This is a genomic window from Streptomyces sp. sk2.1 (genome assembly GCF_008120935.1).
Classification (GTDB): domain Bacteria; phylum Actinomycetota; class Actinomycetes; order Streptomycetales; family Streptomycetaceae; genus Streptomyces.
In genome coordinates, this window is record NZ_RDBO01000020.1 from 762,731 (window position 1) to 782,202 (window position 19,472).

Here is a 19,472-nt window from a genome sequence, read left to right on the forward strand (position 1 = left end):
CGATTCACCCTGCGGACATCGCAGCGGTGGCGCAAGTGGCTTTGACCGAGCCCGGTCACCAGGGGCGGACGTATGAGCTGACCGGCCCGGAGCGGGTGACGGCCCGGCAGCAGGTGGAGGCCATCGCGGCGGCCCTGGGGCGGGAGGTGCCATGTGCGGAGATCGATCGGGCGGAGGCCCACCGGGAGGAACCGGCCCGCCGGAGGGCAGGGGCCCGAAGCTGCCCCCGTACATCCCCCACGGCTCCGGGTCGCGCGGGGCGAACGCCGCGGTCAGTGCGAGGTGCACCGCCATCGCCGCCAGCGGCCACGCCAGCAGCGTGCCCTTCGCCCGGAGCTGGAGCGGCGCGTCGAAGACCACGCCCTTGCCGACCGCCCGCGCGTGCGCGACCACGTCCTGGTCCGGCCCGAGCCACACCCCGAGCCGCCAGGCCAGCAGCGAGCCGAGCAGTCCGCCCAGCGCGAGCCCGATGACGAGGGCGATGCCGCCGCTCCTCCGGAAGAAGAAGACCAGTGCCCCGGAGACGACCCCGCAGGCCAGCGCCAGCACTGCGAACGTGCCGTCGGCGCCGATCGCCTCCTCGCCCTCGCTGTTGCTCAGGAAGACGGCGGTGTCGTCGGAGATCAGCGGGACCCGGGGCGCCAGCCACAGCCAGAGGAGTCCGAGCACGACGCCCGAGACGGTGACGAGCGCGGCGACGACCGCAGCCCTGCGCAGGTCCGCCCCGACGTCCTTCTCCCCGGGTTCCAGCAGGCTCCCGTGGTGACCGTCGGCCCCTCCGAAACCACCGGGACCACCGGGACCACCGAAGCCACCGGGGTGCCCCGGCCCGCCGCCCCGGTTGGGCGGGGTCTGCCAGGGATCGTTGGACGAGGGCTGGTGAGGCGGCGTCAGAGGTGCGGTCACCGCCCCATCGTGCCAGGCGTGCCCGGACCGCGCCTCACCGGACCGCTGCCCTGCGGTACGCCCAGGTCGCCGCGGCCAGCGCGAGGACGCCGACGGCGGCGCAGACGCCGAGGTCCAGCGCGACGGCCGTCCAGTCGGGACGGGCGTCGAAGGACCGGGAGAGCGCCTCGACCCCGTAGGTCGAGGGCAGCAGGTCCCGGGCCCAGCCGATCGGGGCGGGCAGCCGGTCCGCCGGGAGCACGCCGAGCAGCAGCGCCGCCGACATGCCCAGCTGACCGAGCAGGGTGGCCAACTCCTGCCGGGGCGCGAGCAGCCCCAGTGCCGCGCCCAGCCCGGAGAGCGCCGCCCCGGACAGCGGGATGACGGCGGCGAGCACCCACAGGTGGGTCAGCGGCAGCCCGAACATCACACTGCCCGTCACGGCCGTGACGACGGTGCCGGGCACGGTGAAGGAGGCGTACGCCCCGGCCGCGCCGAGCACCACGGCGGCGGGCGGCACCGGCAGCGTGGCGTAGTGGTCGAGCCCGCCGCCGGCCCGCAGCTGCCCGAAGTACTGGGCAAGAAGGTTGAGCGCGACGAAGGCCACGACGAGGACGCTGGACCCGGCGACGACGGCGCGGGCCTCCGAGCCGCCGTCGACGACCCCTCGCATCAGCACCATGATCCCGATGGACTGGAACGTCGCGACGAAGAGCAGCGGGATCCGGGCGACCCGGGCCCGGGACAGCTGGGCGCGGTAGACGGCCGCGAGCGAGGGGAACACCCGGGCCCTCGGGGCGAGCGGCGCGGGCACCGCCCCCTCGTCGCCGCGCCCGCCTCCGGCCGTGCCGGTCCGGCCGTCACCGGCGGTCCGCCCGTCCGTACCCGGCGGGACGGACCCCACCGCGTGGTCGGGAACGATGCTCGTCACCTGGCGCTGCTCCTGTTCGTTCCCCGCCCGGCCGTGCACGCGCACCCGGTCGCCCCGCCCGCCCCGGTCATGACTTCACCAGCTCCTCGGTCGCGGCCCCGCCGAGCGCGAGGTAGACGTCCTCCAGGCTGGGCGTCGCCAGCGTGAAGTCGTCGAGTGCGGCGAAGGCCGCCCCACCGGTCACCGCGGCGACCGCCGCCCGTGCCTCGTCGGGGCCGAGCCGCATCACCCAGCGCCGCCCGGACTCCTGGGCCGAGGCGCGCAGCGCGGCCACTTCGGGCACGTCCAGGGGGGCGCGTTCCCGCCACACCAGTTCGACCCGCACCTCGCCCGCGACGCGTTCCTTGAGCCCGGCCGGGGTGTCGCAGGCGATGACCCGGCCGCGTTCGATCACGGCGACCCGGTCGAGGACCGTCTCGGCCTCGATGACGTTGTGGGTGACGAGCAGCACCGTCGTGCCGCGCTCGGCCCGGCGCCGGTCCACCGCCGCCCAGACCGCGCGCCGGGCGACGGGGTCCATGCCGGTCGTCGGCTCGTCCAGCACGAGCACCGGCCGTTCGCCGACCAGCGCGGCGGCGAAGCAGGCGAGTCGCCGCTGTCCGCCGGAGAGCTTCTTCAGGGCGCGCCCCGCGATCTCGGCGAGGCCGAGTTCGTCGAGCACGGCATCGCGCTCGGCCCGGGCGTCCGCGGCCGTGAGGCCGCGCAGTCTTCCGGTGGTCTCGGCGGCGAGCGACACGGTCAGCTCGTCGAGCGCGGTGGACTCCTGCCCGAGGTAGCCGATCAGCCGGGCGGCCCGTTCGGGGTGGCGCACGAGGTCGTGGCCCAGCACGTCCACGCTGCCGGAGTCCGGGCGCATCAGCCCGGTGAGCTGTCTCACCAGGGTGGATTTGCCGGCGCCGTTGGGGCCGAGCAGTCCGAAGATCTCGCCGCGCCGCACGTCCAGGCTGATCCCGTCGGTGGCGCGCACCTCGGGTGTGGCGGGTGTCCCCCGGCGGCCGCGGGCTGCGGGATAGGTCTTGACCAGATCACGCACCGCGCACACGGTCCCGGTCGCCGTCTGCGCCTGTGCTGTGCCCGTACTCACGAGGTACGAGGGTACGGGGTCGGACGCCCCGGATCGTGCCCGGGGCCGTGCCGGTCGGGCCTCGGCGCGGTGTTCGGCGGCCGGACGTCCCGCCCGGGGCCGCCCGGCACCATCACCCCGTCGCACATCCGTACGGCTCCGCGCGTCACCGTCCGGACCGGCCACCGCCGGGGCCGGCCGCTCGGCGGCACGGCGTCGGCACCGCCGCCGGGGACGCGCGCCGTACGGCCCGTCAGCCGCCGGACGGGCCCGTCCGCTCCGCCGCCGCCGGGACGTGCTCCGCCGCGGCCCGTACGTCGACCTCCCGCCAGAACCCCGCCCGGATCGCGTAGCGGTCGTGCTCGTCGATCTGGTCGTCCTTGTGGGCGAGCAGGCCGAACCGGGCCGCGTAGCGCAGCAGTTCGCCGTCGATGCGGTGCGGGATCCGCGGGTACATGGTGGACAGCTTCTGGAGGTGGACGGTCTCGGGCAGCCGTTCCATCCAGCGCCGGGCGAAGACCTGGCCCACCTCGAAGGGGTCGCCGCCGACGGTGGTGATGTCCTCCTCGCGGTCCGCCCAGCGCTGTTCGGCGCTGGTGAGCTGGGCCAGGGTGGGCAGGGAGGCCGTCTCGGCGGGCTCGCCCAGCGGTCCGCCGCGCTCCACCCAGCCCCGGTCGGACGACCAGCGCAGGGTCGCCCCGGCGGGCGGGGTCGCGGCGGCGTGCCGGTCGGGCTGGGCGGCGGGGCCGCGCAGGCTGCCCGCCAGGTCCTTGGGAGTGGGGACGGACCGGCCCCCGGCCGCGGGCCGGTCGGCGGCGGGGCTCTCCCCGGGCGGCGGGACGGCGGGGCCGGGCTCCTGCGCGCGGGCCTCCGACGCCCGCTCGGCGGAGGCGGCCAGCGCCGCCTCGGGCAGCGGCGCGGAGAGGATCGCGGCGATCTCCGGGCGGGGCGCGGGCGGTGGGGCGCAGACGCCGGTGTCCCTGGCCCGTACGGCCTGGGTGATCCAGGCCCGGTCGAGCACCCTTCGTTCGTCGGCCTCGGCCACCAGGTCCTCGGACTGGTTGTAGTCGCCGTCGGCGGCCTGGACGGCCCACAGGTGGACGGCGACGCCGTGTTCCTTGGCGGACATCAGGCCGGGCAGCAGGTCGCCGTCCCCGGTCACCAGCACCACGTCGGAGCAGGCCCGGTTCCTGGCGAGCTCGGTGAGCTCGGCGTGCATCGCGGCGTCGACGCCCTTCTGCGCCCAGCGCCCGTCGCTGCGGGTGAGGGCGCCCAGCCGGACCGTCACCCGGGGCATCACGCGCAGTCTGCGGTGTTCGGGCTGCGGTACGCGGTCGGGGGCGCCGTCGAACCAGTAGATCCGCAGCAGCGGCTGCTGCGTGTCCTCCTCGGCCCGCTCCCGCAGGCCCCGGATGAGGGCGGCGTGGTCGACGGTGATGCGGGAACGGGCGGGCTCTCCGGCCAACAGGCTCGCGGCTGCGCCCAGCAGATAGCCGGCGTCCACCAGGACGACGCAACGGTCCACGCGTTCCACCCTCTTCCAGAAGTTCGGGTGCGGTCCTTGCCCGGGGTTTCCTTCGAGTCTGCCCGACCGCGCGGGGGTTGACGGCCGGAACTCGATCATCGGCGTGGCGGATCCGGAAAACCTTGCGGGACTTGCCGCCACTACGCACGGTAATGATCCAACATGCATGGTTTGTCCCGACATGTGAATCTGAACGCGGTCCTGGCCCCGAGATTCCCCACAGGAGGAACACCACCATGGCCAAGAACAAGAACCGCAAGCAGAGCAGCCAGCAGAACCGCGCCACCGGTCCGGACCGCAGCGCGGAGCAGGCCCGGGAGACCACGTACGAATCGCAGATACAGTCGCAGTCCCAGGCCCAGGGCAGCCCTGCCGATGTTGCTCGTAAGCACCAGCGGCGCTTCGGTCACAACTGACCCGGCCCCTTCCCGGCCCGGTTCCGGGCCGGACAGGCCGACAGGGGCGCTCCCGCTCTCGCGGGGGCGCCCCTCTGTCGCGCGTGGTGACGGCGGGTGGCCCCGGAGGCCACCCGACAGGCTCTCAGCCGGCCAGGCAGGACGGGCCGAGCAGCACCTTCAGGTCACCGAAGAGCGCCGGGTCGGGCTGCACCCGGTGCCGGTCGAGCCGGAGCACCGTGGTCTTGCGGGGGCCCTGGAGCCTGATCCGCACCTCGGTGTTGCCCCGGTGGTTGTTGAGCACCTCGCCGAGCCGGCTGACCATGGGCGGGGTGATCTTGACCGTGGTGATGGTCAGGACCACGGGCGCGTTGGTCCCCGCCGAGGAGAGGTCCGGGACCTGCATCTCCATGGCGACCAGCCGGGGCACGTCCTCCCGCTTGTCGAGCCGTCCCTTGACGAAGACGACGGTGTCCTCGACGAGCTGGGTGGAGACCAGCTGGTAGGTGGCCGGGAAGAACATGCACTCGATGGAGCCGGCGAGGTCCTCGACGGTGGCGATGGCCCAGGCGTTGCCCTGCTTGGTCATCTTGCGCTGGAGGCCGGAGATGATGCCGCCCACGGTGACGACGGCGCCGTCGGAGTGCTCACCGCCGGTCAGCTGGGAGATCGAGGCGTCGGCCTTGTCGGACAGCACGTGCTCCAGCCCGAACAGCGGGTGGTCGGAGACGTACAGGCCGAGCATCTCGCGCTCCTGGGCCAGCAGGTAGGACTTCTCCCACTCGATGTCGGAGAACTCCACGTCGAGCCCGAAGCCCGGCTCGTCGCTCTCCTCCTCGCCCATGCCGCCGAAGAGGTCGAACTGCCCCTCGGCCTCCTTGCGCTTGACCTGCACCACGTTGTCGATCATCGGTTCGTGGTGGGCGACCAGGCCCTTGCGGGTGTGGCCCATCTCGTCGAAGGCGCCGGCCTTGATCAGCGACTCGACGGTGCGCTTGTTGCAGACGACCGCCTCGACCTTGTCCAGGAAGTCGGGGAAGCTGCTGTACTTCCCCTTCGACTTGCGGCACCGGATGATCGAGTCGACGACGTTCTGGCCCACGTTGCGCACGGCGGTGAGCCCGAAGAGGATCACGTCGTCGCCCTGGGCGGCGAAGTTCGACAGGGACTCGTTCACATTGGGCGGCAGCACCTTGATGCCCATGCGGCGGCACTCGTTGAGGTAGACGGCCGACTTGTCCTTGTCGTCCTTGACCGAGGTCAGCAGCGCCGCCATGTACTCGGCGGGGTAGTTCGCCTTGAGGTACGCGGTCCAGTAGGTGACCAGGCCGTACGCGGAGGAGTGCGCCTTGTTGAACGCGTATCCGGCGAACGGGACCAGCACGTCCCACAGCGCCTGGATCGCCTCGTCGGAGAAGCCCTTCTTCTTGGCGCCGGCCTGGAAGAGGACGAAGTTCTTCTCCAGCTCCTCGGGCTTCTTCTTGCCCATCACGCGGCGCAGGATGTCGGCCTCGCCGAGCGAGTACCCGGCGACGATCTGGGCGGCCTTCTGCACCTGCTCCTGGTAGACGATCAGGCCGTAGGTGAGGCCGAGCGTCTCCTTGAGCGGCTCCTCCAGCTCCGGGTGGATCGGGGTGATCTCCTGGCGGCCGTTCTTGCGCTCGGCGTAGTTCGTGTGCGAGTTCATGCCCATCGGGCCCGGCCGGTAGAGGGCCGAGACGGCGGAGATGTCCTCGAAGTTGTCGGGCTGCATCTGGCGCAGCAGGGAGCGCATCGGGCCGCCGTCGAACTGGAACACGCCGAGCGTGTCACCGCGGCAGAGCATCTCGTACGTCTTCGGGTCGTCCAGCGGGAGGGCCAGCAGGTCCAGCTTGACGCCCTTGTTGGACTCCACCATCTTCACGGCGTCGTCCATGATCGTGAGGTTGCGCAGGCCGAGGAAGTCCATCTTCAGCAGGCCGAGCGACTCGCACTGCGGGTAGTCCCACTGCGTGATGGTGACGCCGTCGGTGTGCCGGACCCAGACCGGGGCGTGGTCGACGATCGGTTCGCTGGACATGATGACGCCGGCGGCGTGCACGCCCATCTGCCGGACCAGTCCCTCGACGCCCTTGGCGGTGTCGATGACCTTCTTGACGTCCGGCTCGTTCTCGTACATCCCCCGGATCTCGCCCGCCTCGCTGTAGCGCGGGTGCTTGGGGTTGGTGATGCCGTCGAGGTCGATGCCCTTGCCGAGGACGTCGGCGGGCATGGCCTTGGTGAGCCGGTCGCCCATCGCGTACGGGTAGCCGAGGACGCGGGCGGAGTCCTTGATGGCGTTCTTCGCCTTGATCTTGCCGTACGTGCCGATCATGGCGACCTTGTCGGCGCCGTACTTCTCCGTCACGTACCTGATCACCTCGACGCGCCGACGCTCGTCGAAGTCGATGTCGACGTCGGGCATGGAGACGCGCTCGGGGTTGAGGAACCGCTCGAAGATCAGCCCGTGCTCGATCGGGTCGAGGTCGGTGATGCCCATGGCGTACGCCACGATCGAGCCGGCCGCGGAGCCGCGGCCGGGGCCGACCGCGATGCCGTTGTTCTTGGCCCACATGATGAAGTCGGCGACCACGAGGAAGTAGCCCGGGAACCCCATCTGGATGATGACGTCCATCTCGTACTCGGCCTGCTTCTGCCGGTCCTCGGGGACGCCGCCCGGGAAGCGGCGGTTCATGCCGACCCGGACCTCCTCCTGGAACCAGGTGATCTCCGTGTAGCCCTCGGGGATCTCGAACTTCGGCATCAGGTCGCGCTTCTCGAACATGCCGGAGGTGTCGATCTGCTCGGCGACCAGCAGCGTGTTGCGGCACCCCTCCTGCCAGGCGTCGGAGGAGTCGACGGCGTACATCTCGTCGGTCGTCTTGAGGTAGTAGCCGGTGCCGTCGAAGCGGAAGCGGTCCGGGTCGGAGAGGTTCTTGCCGGTCTGGATGCAGAGCAGCGCGTCGTGCGCGGCGGCCTCGTTCGCGTAGGTGTAGTGCGAGTCGTTGGTCACCAGCGGCGGGATGCCGAGCTTCTTGCCGATCTCCAGGAGCCCGTCGCGGACCCGGTGCTCGATGTCGATGCCGTGGTCCATCAGCTCCAGGAAGTACCGGCCCTCGCCGAAGATGTCCTTGTAGTCGGAGGCGGCCTGGACCGCCTCGTCGAACTGGCCGAGCCGCAGCCGGGTCTGCACCTCGCCCGAGGGGCAGCCGGTGGAGGCGATCAGGCCCTCGGACCACTGGGAGATGGTCTCCTTGTCCATGCGCGGCCACTTCTGCAGCCAGCCCTCGGCGTAGGCGTCCGAGGACAGCTTGAAGAGGTTGTGCAGGCCCGTCGAGTTCGCCGCCCAGATCGTCTTGTGGGTGTAACCGCCCGAACCCGACACGTCGTCGCGCTTCTGGTGCGGCTGGCCCCACTGGATCTTCCGCTTGTGCTTGCGCGACTCCGGGGCGACGTACGCCTCGATGCCGATGATCGGCGTGACGCCCGCCTTCTTCGCCGAGTGGAAGAAGTCGTAGGCGCCGTGCAGGTTGCCGTGGTCCGTCATCGCGATGTGCGACATGCCCATTTCATTGCAGGCATTGAACATGTCCTTGAGCCGCGCGGCACCGTCCAGCAGCGAGTACTGGGTGTGGACGTGGAGGTGCGTAAAGGGCGGCTTGGTCACGGCGCTGTGCCTCCGGGAAACGGCTTTGGCGGGCTGGGGGGACAGCGTGGAAGTCTACGTCTTCGCGATGACGGACGGCGGGCACTCCCGGGTACGGTCGCGCGTTGTAGGGACCGGGAAGCCTGTCCCATTTGTCAGGCACGGCCGTCATGCACATCAGGTATCAGGAGGCACCCGGAGATGTCGGAAGCGAAGACCGGCGCGGAGCGGCGCGGCGAGCGGATCCTGGAGGTCTTCGACACCGCGTTCGGGGAGCTGCTGGCCGCCGACCCGGCCGCCTTCCGGGTCAAGTTCCGCAAGATGGCGGGCTCGGCCTTCGCCTTCTACCGGGGCACGGCGTGCCTGTTCTACAGCGATCTGGAGCAGGAGCGGCACGGCGGCCCGTACCTGGACGAGCGGACCGGCCGGGTGTGGATCCACGGCGATCTGCACGCGGAGAACTTCGGCACGTACATGGACGCCAACGGCCGGCTGATCTTCAACGTGAACGACTTCGACGAGGCGTACGTCGGCCCGTTCACCTGGGACCTCAAGCGGTTCGCCGCCTCCGTCGCGCTGATCGGGTACGCGAAGGCGCTGGGCGACGACCAGATCACCGAGCTGGTCCGGGTCTACGCCGCGGCCTACCGCGAGCGGATCCACGCGCTGGCGACGGGCGCGAAGACCGACGAGCTGCCGCCCTTCACGCTGGACACGGCCGGGGGCCCGCTGCTGGCCGCGCTGCGCCAGGCCCGGTCGCTGACCCGGTTCGGGCTGCTGGAGTCGATGACGGAGATCCGGGACTTCGAGCGCAGGTTCTCCCCGGGCGGCGGCTCGATCGACCTCGACGCGGCGACGCGCTACAAGGTGCTGGCCGCCTTCGACGGCTACCTGGAGACGCTGCCGGAGTCGAGCCTGGCCCGCCCCGACTCGTACCGGGTGAAGGACGTCGTCGGCCGTCGGGGCATCGGCATCGGTTCGGCCGGGCTCCCCTCGTACAACATCCTGCTGGAGGGCAACAGCGACGCCCTGGAGAACGACGTGGTGATCTACCTCAAGCAGGCGCAGACGCCCGCGGTCTCCCGGCACGTCACCGACGCGGCGGTGCGCGACTACTTCCGGCACGAGGGCCACCGCACCGTGATCTCCCAGCGCGCCCTGCAGGCACACGCCGATCCGTGGCTCGGCTGGACGGAGCTGGACGGGGCGGGGCAGCTGGTCGCCGAGGTGTCCCCGTACGCGGTCGACCTCGACTGGTCCGACATCGACGAGCCGGCGGAGATCGCGGCGGTCGTCGCCGACCTCGGCCGGGCGACGGCGACGATGCACGCCGCGGCGGACGACGAGAGCGGCCACTCGCTGGTGCCGTTCTCCACCGAGCGGGCGATCGACGCGGCGATCGCGGCGGACGAGGAGGGCTTCGCCGGCCTGCTGGTGGACTTCGCCCACGACTACGGCGCCCGTGCCCGCGCCGACCACCAGATCTTCGTGGACCTCTTCCGCAACGGCCGCATCCCGGGGCTGTAGCCGGGCATCCGCCCGGGCGGCGGGGGGTCTGCCGAAGCCCGGCCGCCCGTGCGGCAACCACCGGCGGCCGGCCGTTCCCCTCTCCCACCCGCTCCGCGAAAAAGTCCTTGGTCCCCCGCTTTCCCCCTTGTACTGTCGCCGGTGTTGATCTTGACCAGCTCATCAAGGAGGAACCCTGTGAACCGTCGAGTCACTCTGGCGGCTGCCGCCTGCATAGCTGCCGGCGCCTCTCTTCTCGCCGCGCCCGCCAACGCGGCCGAGCGCGACACGTCCGTGCGGGCCTCGTCGGACGTCTCGGTCGCGAGCAGCGACAGGGTCAAGTGCACCAGCCTGAGCAACGGGCAGCTCTGCATCTCCCTCAACACGAGCCCTTCTCGCATCGAGATCATCTACACCAAGAAGGGCGGCTCGACCATCAAGGCAAACCTCGGGTACCGCGTGTCCAGCACGTCCTGGAGCCCGTTGAAGACCATCAGCACCGGTGAGCGGGCCGTTGCCACCTGGAACATGAGCTACCCCTGCGGCAAGAAGTACGTGGGGCTGATCAAGGTGCAGGGTCAGGGAACATTCGAGACCCCGGCAGCCACCCCGCCCTGCGGCTGACGGTTCACGGAGGGACGATCCGTCGCCCCTCCGCGTACTGACGGGGCCGTGACCGGACGGGGCCGCTGAAGAGGGCCCCGGCGCACCGGGCCGTCGGTACACCGTGGAAATGGGCGTCGTCCGCGTACCGGGGGTGCGCGGACGACGTCGCCGTGCGGCGGAATGCGCGGTGTTCGGCACCACCGGTACGGGCCGGTGAACGGGGCGGCGCCGCTCCCGATGCGAACGGTCCGGGACCTGTTTCGCCCAGCGCACAGGTTGGCATGGCACACTCCTGAGCGATGGACATATCCGGGACGCAACTCAGGGTCGTGCGCGCGGCGCTCTTCACGGCGCTCGTCGTGACGCTCTCCGTCGCGTCCCACGTGCTGCTCTCCCAAGTCCCGCTGCCGCTGACCGTGGTCGGTCTGCTGGCCGCCGGGGTCTTCGCCGTGGCGTACGCGCTGGCCGGCCGGGAGCGCGGTTTCGGCGCGATCGCCGGGCTGCTGGTCCCGCTGGAGCTGGCCGCCGACACCGTCTTCACCACCGGTCAGCACCTCTGCTACGGGGCGGCGGGCGGCCCGATCGCCGGTCCGCTGCGCTCGGTCGGCGTCGACGTGCTGTGCGGGGGCGGCGAGGTCGGCACCGGTGTGGCGGGGGCCGGTGACGCCGGCGCCCCGTTCGCCTCGGTGACCGATGCCGGGCACACGGCGGCCTCGCTGCTGGCCTCCCCGGGCCCGGCGGTGCCGTGGCTGCTGCTGGCCGCCCATGTGACGGTCGGCCTGTTCGCCGCGGCCTGGCTCCGGCGCGGCGAGGCGGCGCTGGTCGCCCTGCTGGGCGCGGCCGCCGCCCTGGCGTTCCGGCCGCTGCTGATCGCGGTCGCCGTGGCCGGTACGGTCCGTCGCTGCACGAGCAGGCGGGTGCGGCCCGCCGGACACGACCCGCGCCCGCTCGTCCGCACCCGCCTGCTCGTGCACTCCGTGGGACGGAGGGGACCGCCCCGCTCGGCCGTCATCGTCTGAGCACGCGAATCCCCACCGACGTACCACCACACCCATGGAGAGAAGAATCATGAGCAAGCGCAACAGCCAGGCCAACAAGGCGGCGGCCCGCGAGCGTCTGCGCGCCGAGCGCGAGCGGCAGGCCAAGAAGGACAAGGTCCGCCGGCAGGTCGTCGTCGGCGTCTCGATCGTGGCCGTCCTCGCGATCGCGGGCGGCGTCGGCTGGGGCGTCATGCAGCTGAACAAGCCGTCCCACTGGGAGGCGGCCAAGGACGCGAAGAACGTGACCGCGCCCAAGAACACCTCGGGCGAGAACGGCACCACCGTCGTCATCGGCAAGTCGAGTGCCAAGAAGACCCTGGAACTGTACGAGGACTCGCGCTGCCCGGTCTGCGCCACCTTCGAGCAGGCCATCGGCGAGACGGTGCACAAGGACGTCGACGCCGGCAAGTACAAGATCAAGTACATCGGTGCCACGTTCATCGACGACGTCTCCGGCGGCGGCGAGGGTTCGAAGAACGCGCTGAGCGCGCTCGGCGCGGCGCTCGACGTCAGCACGGACGCCTTCCTCGACTACAAGGCCGCGCTCTACTCCGCGAAGTACCACCCGGAGGAGAGCGACGACAAGTTCAAGAAGGACTCCTACCTGATCGAGATCGCCGAGTCGGTGGACGCGCTGAAGGGCAACGCCGACTTCAAGAAGAACGTCGAGGACGGCACGTTCGACAGCTGGGCGATGAAGATGTCCGAGACGTTCGAGGACAGCGGCGTGAAGGGCACCCCGACGCTGAAGATGGACGGCAAGAAGCTCACCGACGGCCAGAGCGAGAACGCCCCGATGACGCTGGAGGCCTTCAACGCCGCGATCACGGCCGCGCTGAAGGGCTGACCGGACGGCGACGCTCCGACAACAGATCCTCGACGGGCGGGCGAACTTCCTTTGTTCGCCCGCCCGTTGGCTTTACCCGCCAGTAGGATTTTTGTCCGTGACCAGTCACCAGAGTTTCCCGCCGCTCTCCTCCCCCAGCCGCCGCACGGTCGTCAAGGCCGCTGCCGCCACCGCCGTCGCGGCCCCCGTGCTGGGCGCCGCCACGGCCGCGCACGCCGCGGCCGGCCCCGCCTTCCTGCACGGCGTGGCCTCCGGCGACCCGCTCCCCGACGGCATCCTCCTGTGGACCCGCATCACCCCGTCCCCGGACGCCGTACCGGGCTCGGGCCTCGGCGCCGACACCGCGGTGCGCTGGGAGATAGCCGAGGACAAGGGCTTCGCGCGGGTCGTCGCGCGGGGCACCACCGTCGCGCGGGCCGCGTCCGACCACACCGTCAAGGCCGATGTGCGGGGCCTGGCCCCCGCCACCACGTACTGGTTCCGCTTCATGGCGGGGGACGGCGCGGGGACCGTCTCGCCGACCGGCCGGACCCGGACGGCTCCGGCGGCCGGGGCGGCCACGTCCGGTGTCCGGTTCGGCGTGGTGTCGTGCGCCAACTGGGAGGCCGGGTACTTCTCCCCGTACCGCCACCTCGCCGCCCGCGCCGACCTCGACGCCGTGCTCCACCTCGGCGACTACATCTACGAGTACGCCTCGGGCAGTTACCCGGACGCGAAGTACGTCGTGCGGCCGCACGAGCCGAGGCACGAGATCCTCACCCTCGCCGACTACCGCACCCGGCACGGCAACTACAAGACGGACACCGACCTCCAGAACCTGCACGCCACCCACCCGGTGATCGCGATCTGGGACGACCACGAGTTCGCCAACGACACCTGGTCGGGCGGGGCGGAGAACCACACCCCGGGCACGGAGGGCGCCTGGGCGGACCGGGTCGCGGGCGCCAAGCAGGCGTACTTCGAGTGGATGCCGGTCCGCACCTCCACCGAGGGCACCGTCTACCGGCGGCTGCGCTTCGGCAACCTGGCCGACCTCCACCTCCTCGACCTGCGCAGCTTCCGCTCCCAACAGGCGAAGATCGGCGACGGCGCGGTCGACGACCCGGAGCGCACCATCACCGGCCGGGCGCAGCTGGACTGGCTGAAGTCGGGGCTGGCCGGATCGGACGCCACCTGGAAGCTGGTCGGCACGTCGGTGATGATCTCGCCGGTCGCCTTCGGTTCCGTGCCCGCGCATCTGCTGGAGCCGCTGGCCGAGTTGCTGGGGCTGCCCAAGGAGGGTCTCGCGGTCAACGTCGACCAGTGGGACGGCTACACGGACGACCGCAAGGAGCTGATCTCGCACCTGCGGGACCGGTCGATCACCAACACGGTCTTCCTGACCGGTGACATCCACATGGCGTGGGCCAACGACGTCCCGGTGAAGGCGGCGACGTATCCGCTCTCCGCCTCGGCCGCCACCGAGTTCGTGGTGACGTCGGTGACCTCGGACAACATCGACGACATCCTGCACGTGGCGCCGCACACGGTCTCGGTGGTCGCGGCCGCCGCGGTCAGGGCGGCCAACCGCCATGTGAAGTGGGTGGACATGGACTCGCACGGCTACGGGGTCCTCGACGTGACCGCCGAGCGCTCGCAGATGGACTACTACGCCGTCTCCGACCGGACGAAGCGGGACGCGACGTCCACCTGGACGCGCTCGTACCGGACGCTCAGCGGGACGCAGAAGGTCGAGCGGGTGGACCGCCCGGTGCTCTGAGGGATCATTTTCAGCCACCCTCTCGCATGTTGACGGTGGATTACGTCGTCACGGCGGGTGGTGTGCCCCATGGCTCGAATGGGGACACACCACCCGCCGAGGTAACGCCCACGGTTACGTCGCCGTCTCAAACTCCGGAACCGGGAGAAAGATTCATCCCGTTTTCCACCCTTTGACGAATGCTCGATTGGGCTTGATCGTTCCTCTTCCGCGTATGGCATGCGCACGTAATCTCCCGGCGGCGGGTGAGGAAACGCCTCCCCCGACACATCCGCGAGGAGTCTCCGTGCGCACTCTTGCCCGTATATCGCCGCGTATGCGTAACCGTGCGATCGGCACCGCCGTCCTGGCCGGAACCCTGGCCCTGGCGCCGCTCTCCGCTCCTTCCGGCTCCACCGCCTCCGCCGCCGCCAAGACCTCCGCGGCCTCCGCCCAGAAGTGCGCGGACGACACGGGCACCTCCGCCACGGCCCGCGAGGCCCGCCCCTCGGGCACCGCCCACACCGACGACCCCAACGAGGTGACCGCGGCCCAGGCCAAGGCCATGGACGCGCAGTTGAAGCAGAGACTCGCGGACCGGCGGGTCAACGGCCCCTCGCTCGCCGCGGGCGCCACGATCCCGGTGTACTTCCACGTCGTGCACTCCGGGACGACCGGCAAGCTCGGCGCGGCCGACATCGACAGCCAGATGAAGGTCCTGAACGACGCCTACGCGGGGCAGGGCACCGGCAACACCGACTCCGGCTTCCGGTACACGCTGGCCGGCACGGACTACACGGACAACAGCGCCTGGTACGACGGCGTCTCCCCGGGCTCCGCCGCCGAGAAGGCCATGAAGTCCTCGCTGCGCAAGGGCGGCGCGAACGCCCTCAACATCTACACCGCCAACCTCGGCGGCGGACTGCTGGGCTGGGCCACCTTCCCCAGCTCGTACAAGTCCAACCCCTCGGACGACGGCGTCGTCATCCTCGACAGCTCGCTGCCCGGCGGCTCCGCCACCAACTACAACCAGGGCGACACCGCCACCCACGAGGTCGGCCACTGGCTGGGGCTCTACCACACCTTCCAGGGCGGCTGCAATGGAAACGGTGACTACGTGGACGACACCCCGGCCGAGAAGAGCCCCGCGTACGCGTGCCCGACCGGTAGCGACACCTGCACCAAGAAGCCCGGCGTCGACCCGATCCACAACTTCATGGACTACACCTACGACTCGTGCATGACCCAGTTCACGACGGGTCAGGTGCAGCGCATGAACGACAGCTGGACCGCCTACCGGGGCTGATCCGCTCCGCACCCGCGACGGGCCCCGCGGCGCGCGGGGCCCGTCGCGCGGTCACAGCGTGGCGAGGAAACCGAGCGAGACCTTCCAGGCCAGCTCGGCCGACGCCCGGTCGAAATCGGGCAGTTCGGGATCCGTGAAGAGGTGCCCCGCGCCCGGGTAGCGGTAGATCTCGACATCGGCCCCGGTCCGCCGCATCTGGAGGTACCAGGTGTTCAGCCAGTCGTGCGTCTCGAACGCGTCCGGGTCGGCGACGTGCAGCTGCACCGGGAGTTCGTCCACCGAGGCGTTCTCGGCGATGTCCGAGGTGCCGTGGAACATCAGCAGCCCGCGGGCCTTCGCGTCACCGAGCGCCAGGGTCTGCGCGGTGGAGGCCCCGAACGAGAAGCCCGCGTACACCAGGCCCCGCTCGGAGTAGGGCGCGGCGGCGAGCACGGCCCGCCTGAGCAGCTCGTCCTTGCCCACCTCCTCCTTGAAGGCCATGCCCTCCTCGACGGTGTCGAAGGTGCGGCCCTCGAAGAGGTCGGGCACCTGCACCTCGTGTCCGGCGGCGCGGAGCCGGTCCGCGGCCGCGTGCACCGCGGGGCGCAGGCCGTACGTCGAGTGGAAGAGCATGATGTTCATGGGGCCATGGTGCCAGTTGCGACCGGGCCCCCGATCCCGCCGGTCCCCGGAGGCCGGCCGCTCCCCGGCTCACCGCAGACTGCGCACGTCCAGCTGCCGCAGCACCCGGTCGACGATCTCCGGATCCGTCCCCGCCTCGTTGCGGGCCGAGAGCACCGCGTGGCGGGCGGCCGACATCATCTCGCGCTGGACCCGGTTGATCGCCTTGAAGCGCTCGGCACGCTGCGCGTACGCCTCGCGGCGCTCGTCGTCGACCATGTCGGGGCTGATCCGCGCCCCCATGTCGTACGCCATCCGCTGCAACCGCTCGGCGACCTCCTCCGGGAAGTCCTCCTCCGCCCGGATCTCCTTCAGCCGCTGCTTCGCGGCCCGGGCGGCGCGGATCGCGAGGTCCTTCTCCAGCGCCTCCTCGGCCGCGGTGTCCGCCTTGACGTGGAGCTTGCGCACCAGCCACGGCAGCGTGAGCCCCTGCACGACGAGCGTGGCCATGATCACGGAGAAGGCGATGAAGACGATCTCGTCGCGTCCGGGGAACGGCTGCCCGTCGTCCGTCTTCAGCGGGATCGCGAGTGCCAGCGCCACCGAGGCGACCCCGCGCATCCCGGACCACCACATCACGACGGTCTCCCGCCAGCTGGTCGGGATCTCCTCGCTGACGTCGCGCCGGGTGTGCAGCCGCTTGGCGAGCCAGGTCGCGGGCAGCAGGTACAGCAGCCGTACCCCGACGACGACCGCGACGACGGCCAGGCCCCAGCCCAGCATCCGGAGCTCCCGCCCGTCCGACGTCCCGAAGACGTTGTGCAGTTCGAGACCGATCAGGCCGAAGGCGACGCCCGTGACGAGGGTGTCGACGATCTCCCAGAAGCTGCGGCCGGTGAGCCGCCCGAGCACGTCGTCGGCGTCGGCGGTGTGCTCGGCGAGGAAGAGCGCGGTGGTGAGGACGGCCAGGACGCCCGACCCCTTCAGCTCCTCCGCGAGCACGTAGCTCACGAACGGCACCAGCAGGGTGAGGCCGACCTGGAGCGTGGCGTCCCCGAGCAGGCCCATGAGCTTGATCGTGAGCCAGCCCAGCACGAGGCCCACCGCCACGGCGACGACCGCGGAGAGGACCAGCAGTCCGAACGCCTCGGGCAGCGAGAAGGTGCCGCTCACCGCGGCGGCGATCGCCACGTGGTAGAGCACGATCGCGGTCACGTCGTTGAACAGCCCCTCGCCCTCCAGGATGGAGACGAGCCGGCGAGGCAGCCCGACCGATCCCGCGACGGCCGTCGCGGCGACCGGGTCGGGCGGGGCGACCAGCGCGCCGAGCGCCACGGCGGCGGCGATGGGCAGCCCGGGGACTATCGCGTTGGCGACCGCGGCGACCGCGGCCGTGGTGACGAAGACCAGGGCGACGGCCAGCAGAAAGATCGGTCGTTTGTTGGCGGCGAACTGCCGCCAGGAGGTGCGTTGCACCGAGGCGTAGAGCAGCGGCGGCAGCAGTGCCGGAAGAATGATCTCGGGCGGTATGTCCACGTTCGGCACGAAGCTGACGAACGCCATGCCGACTCCGGCGAGCGTCATCAGAACCGGTGCGGGCAGCCCCAGGCGCTCCCCGAGCGGCACCGTGATCACCGCCCCGAGCAGCAGCAGGAGGAGCAGTGCCATCTGGTCCACGGGACGCCTTCCGGAGCACGGGGAGCCGGTTCACTCGACCGGCGGGCCGGCTCAAAGCCTGCCACGTCGGGTGCGCAATCCGGACAACACCCCCCTTCTTCCCGCCATTCGCCCCGAATTCCTCCGATGTCTCCGCAACCGGTTCGTCGTCGCGGGACGGCTCGGCGCGGCGGAGGGAAGACGGGGGAAAAGGGGCGGCCCCGCTCGCCGAGCGAGGCCGCCCGGCCGGCCCCGGCGGGAGGAGGCTCCGCGCGAACCGGCTACAGGGCGCGCCGCATCGCCCGGTGGGGCATCCCGGCGTCGGGGAACTCCGGCCCGTACGCCACGTACCCGAGCCGCTCGTAGAAACCGAGGGCGTGGGTCTGGGCGTGCAGGTCGACGGCGGTCAGGCCCAGTCCGCGGGCCGCGTCCTCGATGGCCCGGACCAGTGCGGCGCCGACGCCCAGGCCGCGTGCCGCCCTGATCACCGCGAGCCTGCCGAGCGAGCCGACGGCCGCGTCGCCCCCGGTCCGGCCGGCGGCGGCCGCCCCGTGCAGCAGCCGCCCGGTCCCGAGCGCCGTGCCGTCCGCCGCGAGGGCGATCACATGGACGGCGTCGGCGTCGTGGACGTCGTACTCGATCTCCTCGGGCACCTCCTGCTCGACGACGAAGACCTCCTTGCGGACCTGGAAACAGGCCGCGAGATCCTGCTCGCCGGCAGCGGTGCGCGCGGTGTACGGGACGGCCGGGCCGCCACTCACCGGCTCTCCGCCGCGATCTTGTCCAGGGCCTGCTGGAGGTCGTCCGGGTAGCTGCTGGCGAACTCCACCCAGCGGCCGTCGGCCGGGTGCTCGAAGCCGAGCCGGACGGCGTGCAGCCACTGCCGGGTCAGGCCGAGGCGCTTGGCCATCGTCGGGTCGGCGCCGTAGGTGAGGTCGCCGACGCAGGGGTGGCGGTGGGCGGACATGTGCACCCGGATCTGGTGCGTGCGGCCCGTCTCCAGCTTGATGTCCAGGAGACTGGCGGCGCGGTACGCCTCGATGAGGTCGTAGTGCGTCACGGAGGGCTTGCCCTCGGCCGTGACGGCCCACTTGTAGTCGTGGTTGGGGTGGCGGCCGATGGGGGCGTCGATGGTGCCGCTCATCGGGTCCGGGTGGCCCTGGACCAGCGCGTGGTACTTCTTCTCGACGACCCGGTCGCGGAACTGCGCCTTCAGCAGGGTGTAGGCCCGCTCGGACTTGGCGACGACCATCAGGCCCGAGGTGCCGACGTCGAGGCGGTGGACGATGCCCTGGCGCTCGGCGGCGCCGGAGGTCGAGATCCGGTAGCCGGCCGCGGCGAGACCGCCGATGACGGTCGTGCCGGTCCAGCCGGGGCTCGGGTGGGCGGCGACGCCGACCGGCTTCACGATCACGACGATGTCGTCGTCGTCGTGCACGATCTCCATGCCCTCGACGGGCTCGGCGACGATCTGCACCGGGGCGGCCGCCTGCGGCATCTCCACCTCCAGCCAGGCACCGCCCCTGACCCGCTCGGACTTCCCGACCACCGAGCCGTCCACCTGCACCTTCCCTGCGGCGGCCAGCTCGGCGGCCTTGGTGCGGGAGAAACCGAACATCCGGGAAATGGCGGCGTCGACGCGCTCGCCCTCCAGGCCGTCGGGTACGGGCAGGGTGCGGACCTCGGGATGCGTACTCACCTGATCGAGTA

16 protein-coding genes are annotated in these 19,472 nt (G+C 71.3%); 7 read left to right on the forward strand and 9 right to left on the reverse strand.

Annotated elements, in window-relative coordinates:
- The 4 genes from EAO76_RS06940 to EAO76_RS06955 all read right to left on the reverse strand — a co-directional run.
- Nucleotides 1-906 (reverse strand): hypothetical protein (locus tag EAO76_RS06940; protein ID WP_399461611.1); only part of this gene is annotated, 906 nt, incomplete at its 3' end.
- 34 nt (nucleotides 907-940) lie between these two features.
- Nucleotides 941-1,816 (reverse strand): ABC transporter permease, encoded by an 876-nt coding sequence (locus EAO76_RS06945; RefSeq protein WP_376039836.1) that lies wholly within the window; start codon nucleotides 1,814-1,816, stop codon nucleotides 941-943.
- Between the two features lie 67 nt (nucleotides 1,817-1,883).
- A complete protein-coding gene (locus tag EAO76_RS06950) occupies nucleotides 1,884-2,858 on the reverse strand; it encodes an ABC transporter ATP-binding protein (protein WP_187438539.1) in 975 nt (324 codons plus the stop codon).
- A 274-nt stretch (nucleotides 2,859-3,132) separates the two neighbouring features.
- Entirely contained in the window at nucleotides 3,133-4,413 is a 1,281-nt protein-coding gene (locus tag EAO76_RS06955) for an NYN domain-containing protein (RefSeq protein WP_148834361.1), read from the reverse strand.
- A gap of 227 nt (nucleotides 4,414-4,640) precedes the next feature.
- On the opposite strand from EAO76_RS06955, the gene EAO76_RS06960 reads away from it, so the two are divergent.
- Nucleotides 4,641-4,820, forward strand: coding sequence for a hypothetical protein (locus tag EAO76_RS06960; protein ID WP_148834363.1), 180 nt, complete (start codon nucleotides 4,641-4,643; stop codon nucleotides 4,818-4,820).
- Nucleotides 4,821-4,944: 124 nt separating this feature from the next.
- Here the strand turns inward: EAO76_RS06960 and dnaE are convergent, their stop codons facing one another.
- The gene (gene dnaE / locus EAO76_RS06965; RefSeq protein ID WP_148834365.1) at nucleotides 4,945-8,484 is read right to left on the reverse strand and encodes a DNA polymerase III subunit alpha; all 3,540 of its coding nucleotides are present in this window, start codon (nucleotides 8,482-8,484) and stop codon (nucleotides 4,945-4,947) included.
- 180 nt (nucleotides 8,485-8,664) lie between these two features.
- On the opposite strand from dnaE, the gene EAO76_RS06970 reads away from it, so the two are divergent.
- From EAO76_RS06970 to EAO76_RS06995, 6 genes are all read left to right on the forward strand, one after another.
- Nucleotides 8,665-9,990, forward strand: a complete 1,326-nt coding sequence (locus tag EAO76_RS06970) for a DUF2252 domain-containing protein (protein WP_148834367.1) — start codon at nucleotides 8,665-8,667, stop codon at nucleotides 9,988-9,990.
- Nucleotides 9,991-10,167: 177 nt separating this feature from the next.
- A complete protein-coding gene (locus EAO76_RS06975; RefSeq protein WP_148834369.1) occupies nucleotides 10,168-10,593 on the forward strand; it encodes a hypothetical protein in 426 nt (141 codons plus the stop codon).
- A gap of 281 nt (nucleotides 10,594-10,874) precedes the next feature.
- Complete coding sequence (locus tag EAO76_RS06980; RefSeq protein ID WP_148834371.1) at nucleotides 10,875-11,594, forward strand: hypothetical protein; 720 nt, start codon at nucleotides 10,875-10,877, stop codon at nucleotides 11,592-11,594.
- Nucleotides 11,595-11,643: 49 nt separating this feature from the next.
- Nucleotides 11,644-12,462 carry a DsbA family protein gene (locus EAO76_RS06985; protein WP_148834373.1) on the forward strand — a complete coding sequence of 273 codons (819 nt, stop codon included), beginning with the start codon at nucleotides 11,644-11,646 and terminating at the stop codon, nucleotides 12,460-12,462.
- 97 nt (nucleotides 12,463-12,559) lie between these two features.
- A complete protein-coding gene (locus tag EAO76_RS06990) occupies nucleotides 12,560-14,221 on the forward strand; it encodes an alkaline phosphatase (RefSeq protein ID WP_148834375.1) in 1,662 nt (553 codons plus the stop codon).
- Nucleotides 14,222-14,537: 316 nt separating this feature from the next.
- Nucleotides 14,538-15,506 carry a zinc metalloprotease gene (locus EAO76_RS06995; RefSeq protein WP_148834377.1) on the forward strand — a complete coding sequence of 323 codons (969 nt, stop codon included), beginning with the start codon at nucleotides 14,538-14,540 and terminating at the stop codon, nucleotides 15,504-15,506.
- Between the two features lie 51 nt (nucleotides 15,507-15,557).
- Here the strand turns inward: EAO76_RS06995 and EAO76_RS07000 are convergent, their stop codons facing one another.
- The 4 genes from EAO76_RS07000 to EAO76_RS07015 all read right to left on the reverse strand — a co-directional run bounded on the left by EAO76_RS07000 (nucleotide 15,558) and on the right by EAO76_RS07015 (nucleotide 19,461).
- Nucleotides 15,558-16,127, reverse strand: a complete 570-nt coding sequence (locus tag EAO76_RS07000) for a dienelactone hydrolase family protein (RefSeq protein WP_148834379.1) — start codon at nucleotides 16,125-16,127, stop codon at nucleotides 15,558-15,560.
- Nucleotides 16,128-16,196: 69 nt separating this feature from the next.
- Nucleotides 16,197-17,783, reverse strand: coding sequence for a Na+/H+ antiporter (locus EAO76_RS07005; protein ID WP_148834381.1), 1,587 nt, complete (start codon nucleotides 17,781-17,783; stop codon nucleotides 16,197-16,199).
- 260 nt (nucleotides 17,784-18,043) lie between these two features.
- Nucleotides 18,044-18,523: a GNAT family N-acetyltransferase gene (locus EAO76_RS07010; protein WP_148834383.1), complete on the reverse strand. Its 480-nt coding sequence runs from the start codon at nucleotides 18,521-18,523 to the stop codon at nucleotides 18,044-18,046.
- Complete coding sequence (locus EAO76_RS07015; protein ID WP_148834385.1) at nucleotides 18,520-19,461, reverse strand: RluA family pseudouridine synthase; 942 nt, start codon at nucleotides 19,459-19,461, stop codon at nucleotides 18,520-18,522. Before EAO76_RS07015 ends, EAO76_RS07010 begins: the two co-directional genes overlap by 4 nt.
- Nucleotides 19,462-19,472: the final 11 nt, after the last annotated feature.

What these genes read in the sequence shown, in the direction of transcription:
- EAO76_RS07000 (WP_148834379.1), bottom strand. Translation starts at nt 16,127, where the DNA reads ATGAACATCATGCTCTTCCACTCGACGTACGGCCTGCGCCCCGCGGTG.
- EAO76_RS06970 (WP_148834367.1), top strand. Translation starts at nt 8,665, where the DNA reads ATGTCGGAAGCGAAGACCGGCGCGGAGCGGCGCGGCGAGCGGATCCTG.
- EAO76_RS06960 (WP_148834363.1), top strand. Translation starts at nt 4,641, where the DNA reads ATGGCCAAGAACAAGAACCGCAAGCAGAGCAGCCAGCAGAACCGCGCC.
- EAO76_RS06985 (WP_148834373.1), top strand. Translation starts at nt 11,644, where the DNA reads ATGAGCAAGCGCAACAGCCAGGCCAACAAGGCGGCGGCCCGCGAGCGT.
- EAO76_RS06980 (WP_148834371.1), top strand. Translation starts at nt 10,875, where the DNA reads ATGGACATATCCGGGACGCAACTCAGGGTCGTGCGCGCGGCGCTCTTC.
- EAO76_RS06995 (WP_148834377.1), top strand. Translation starts at nt 14,538, where the DNA reads ATGCGTAACCGTGCGATCGGCACCGCCGTCCTGGCCGGAACCCTGGCC.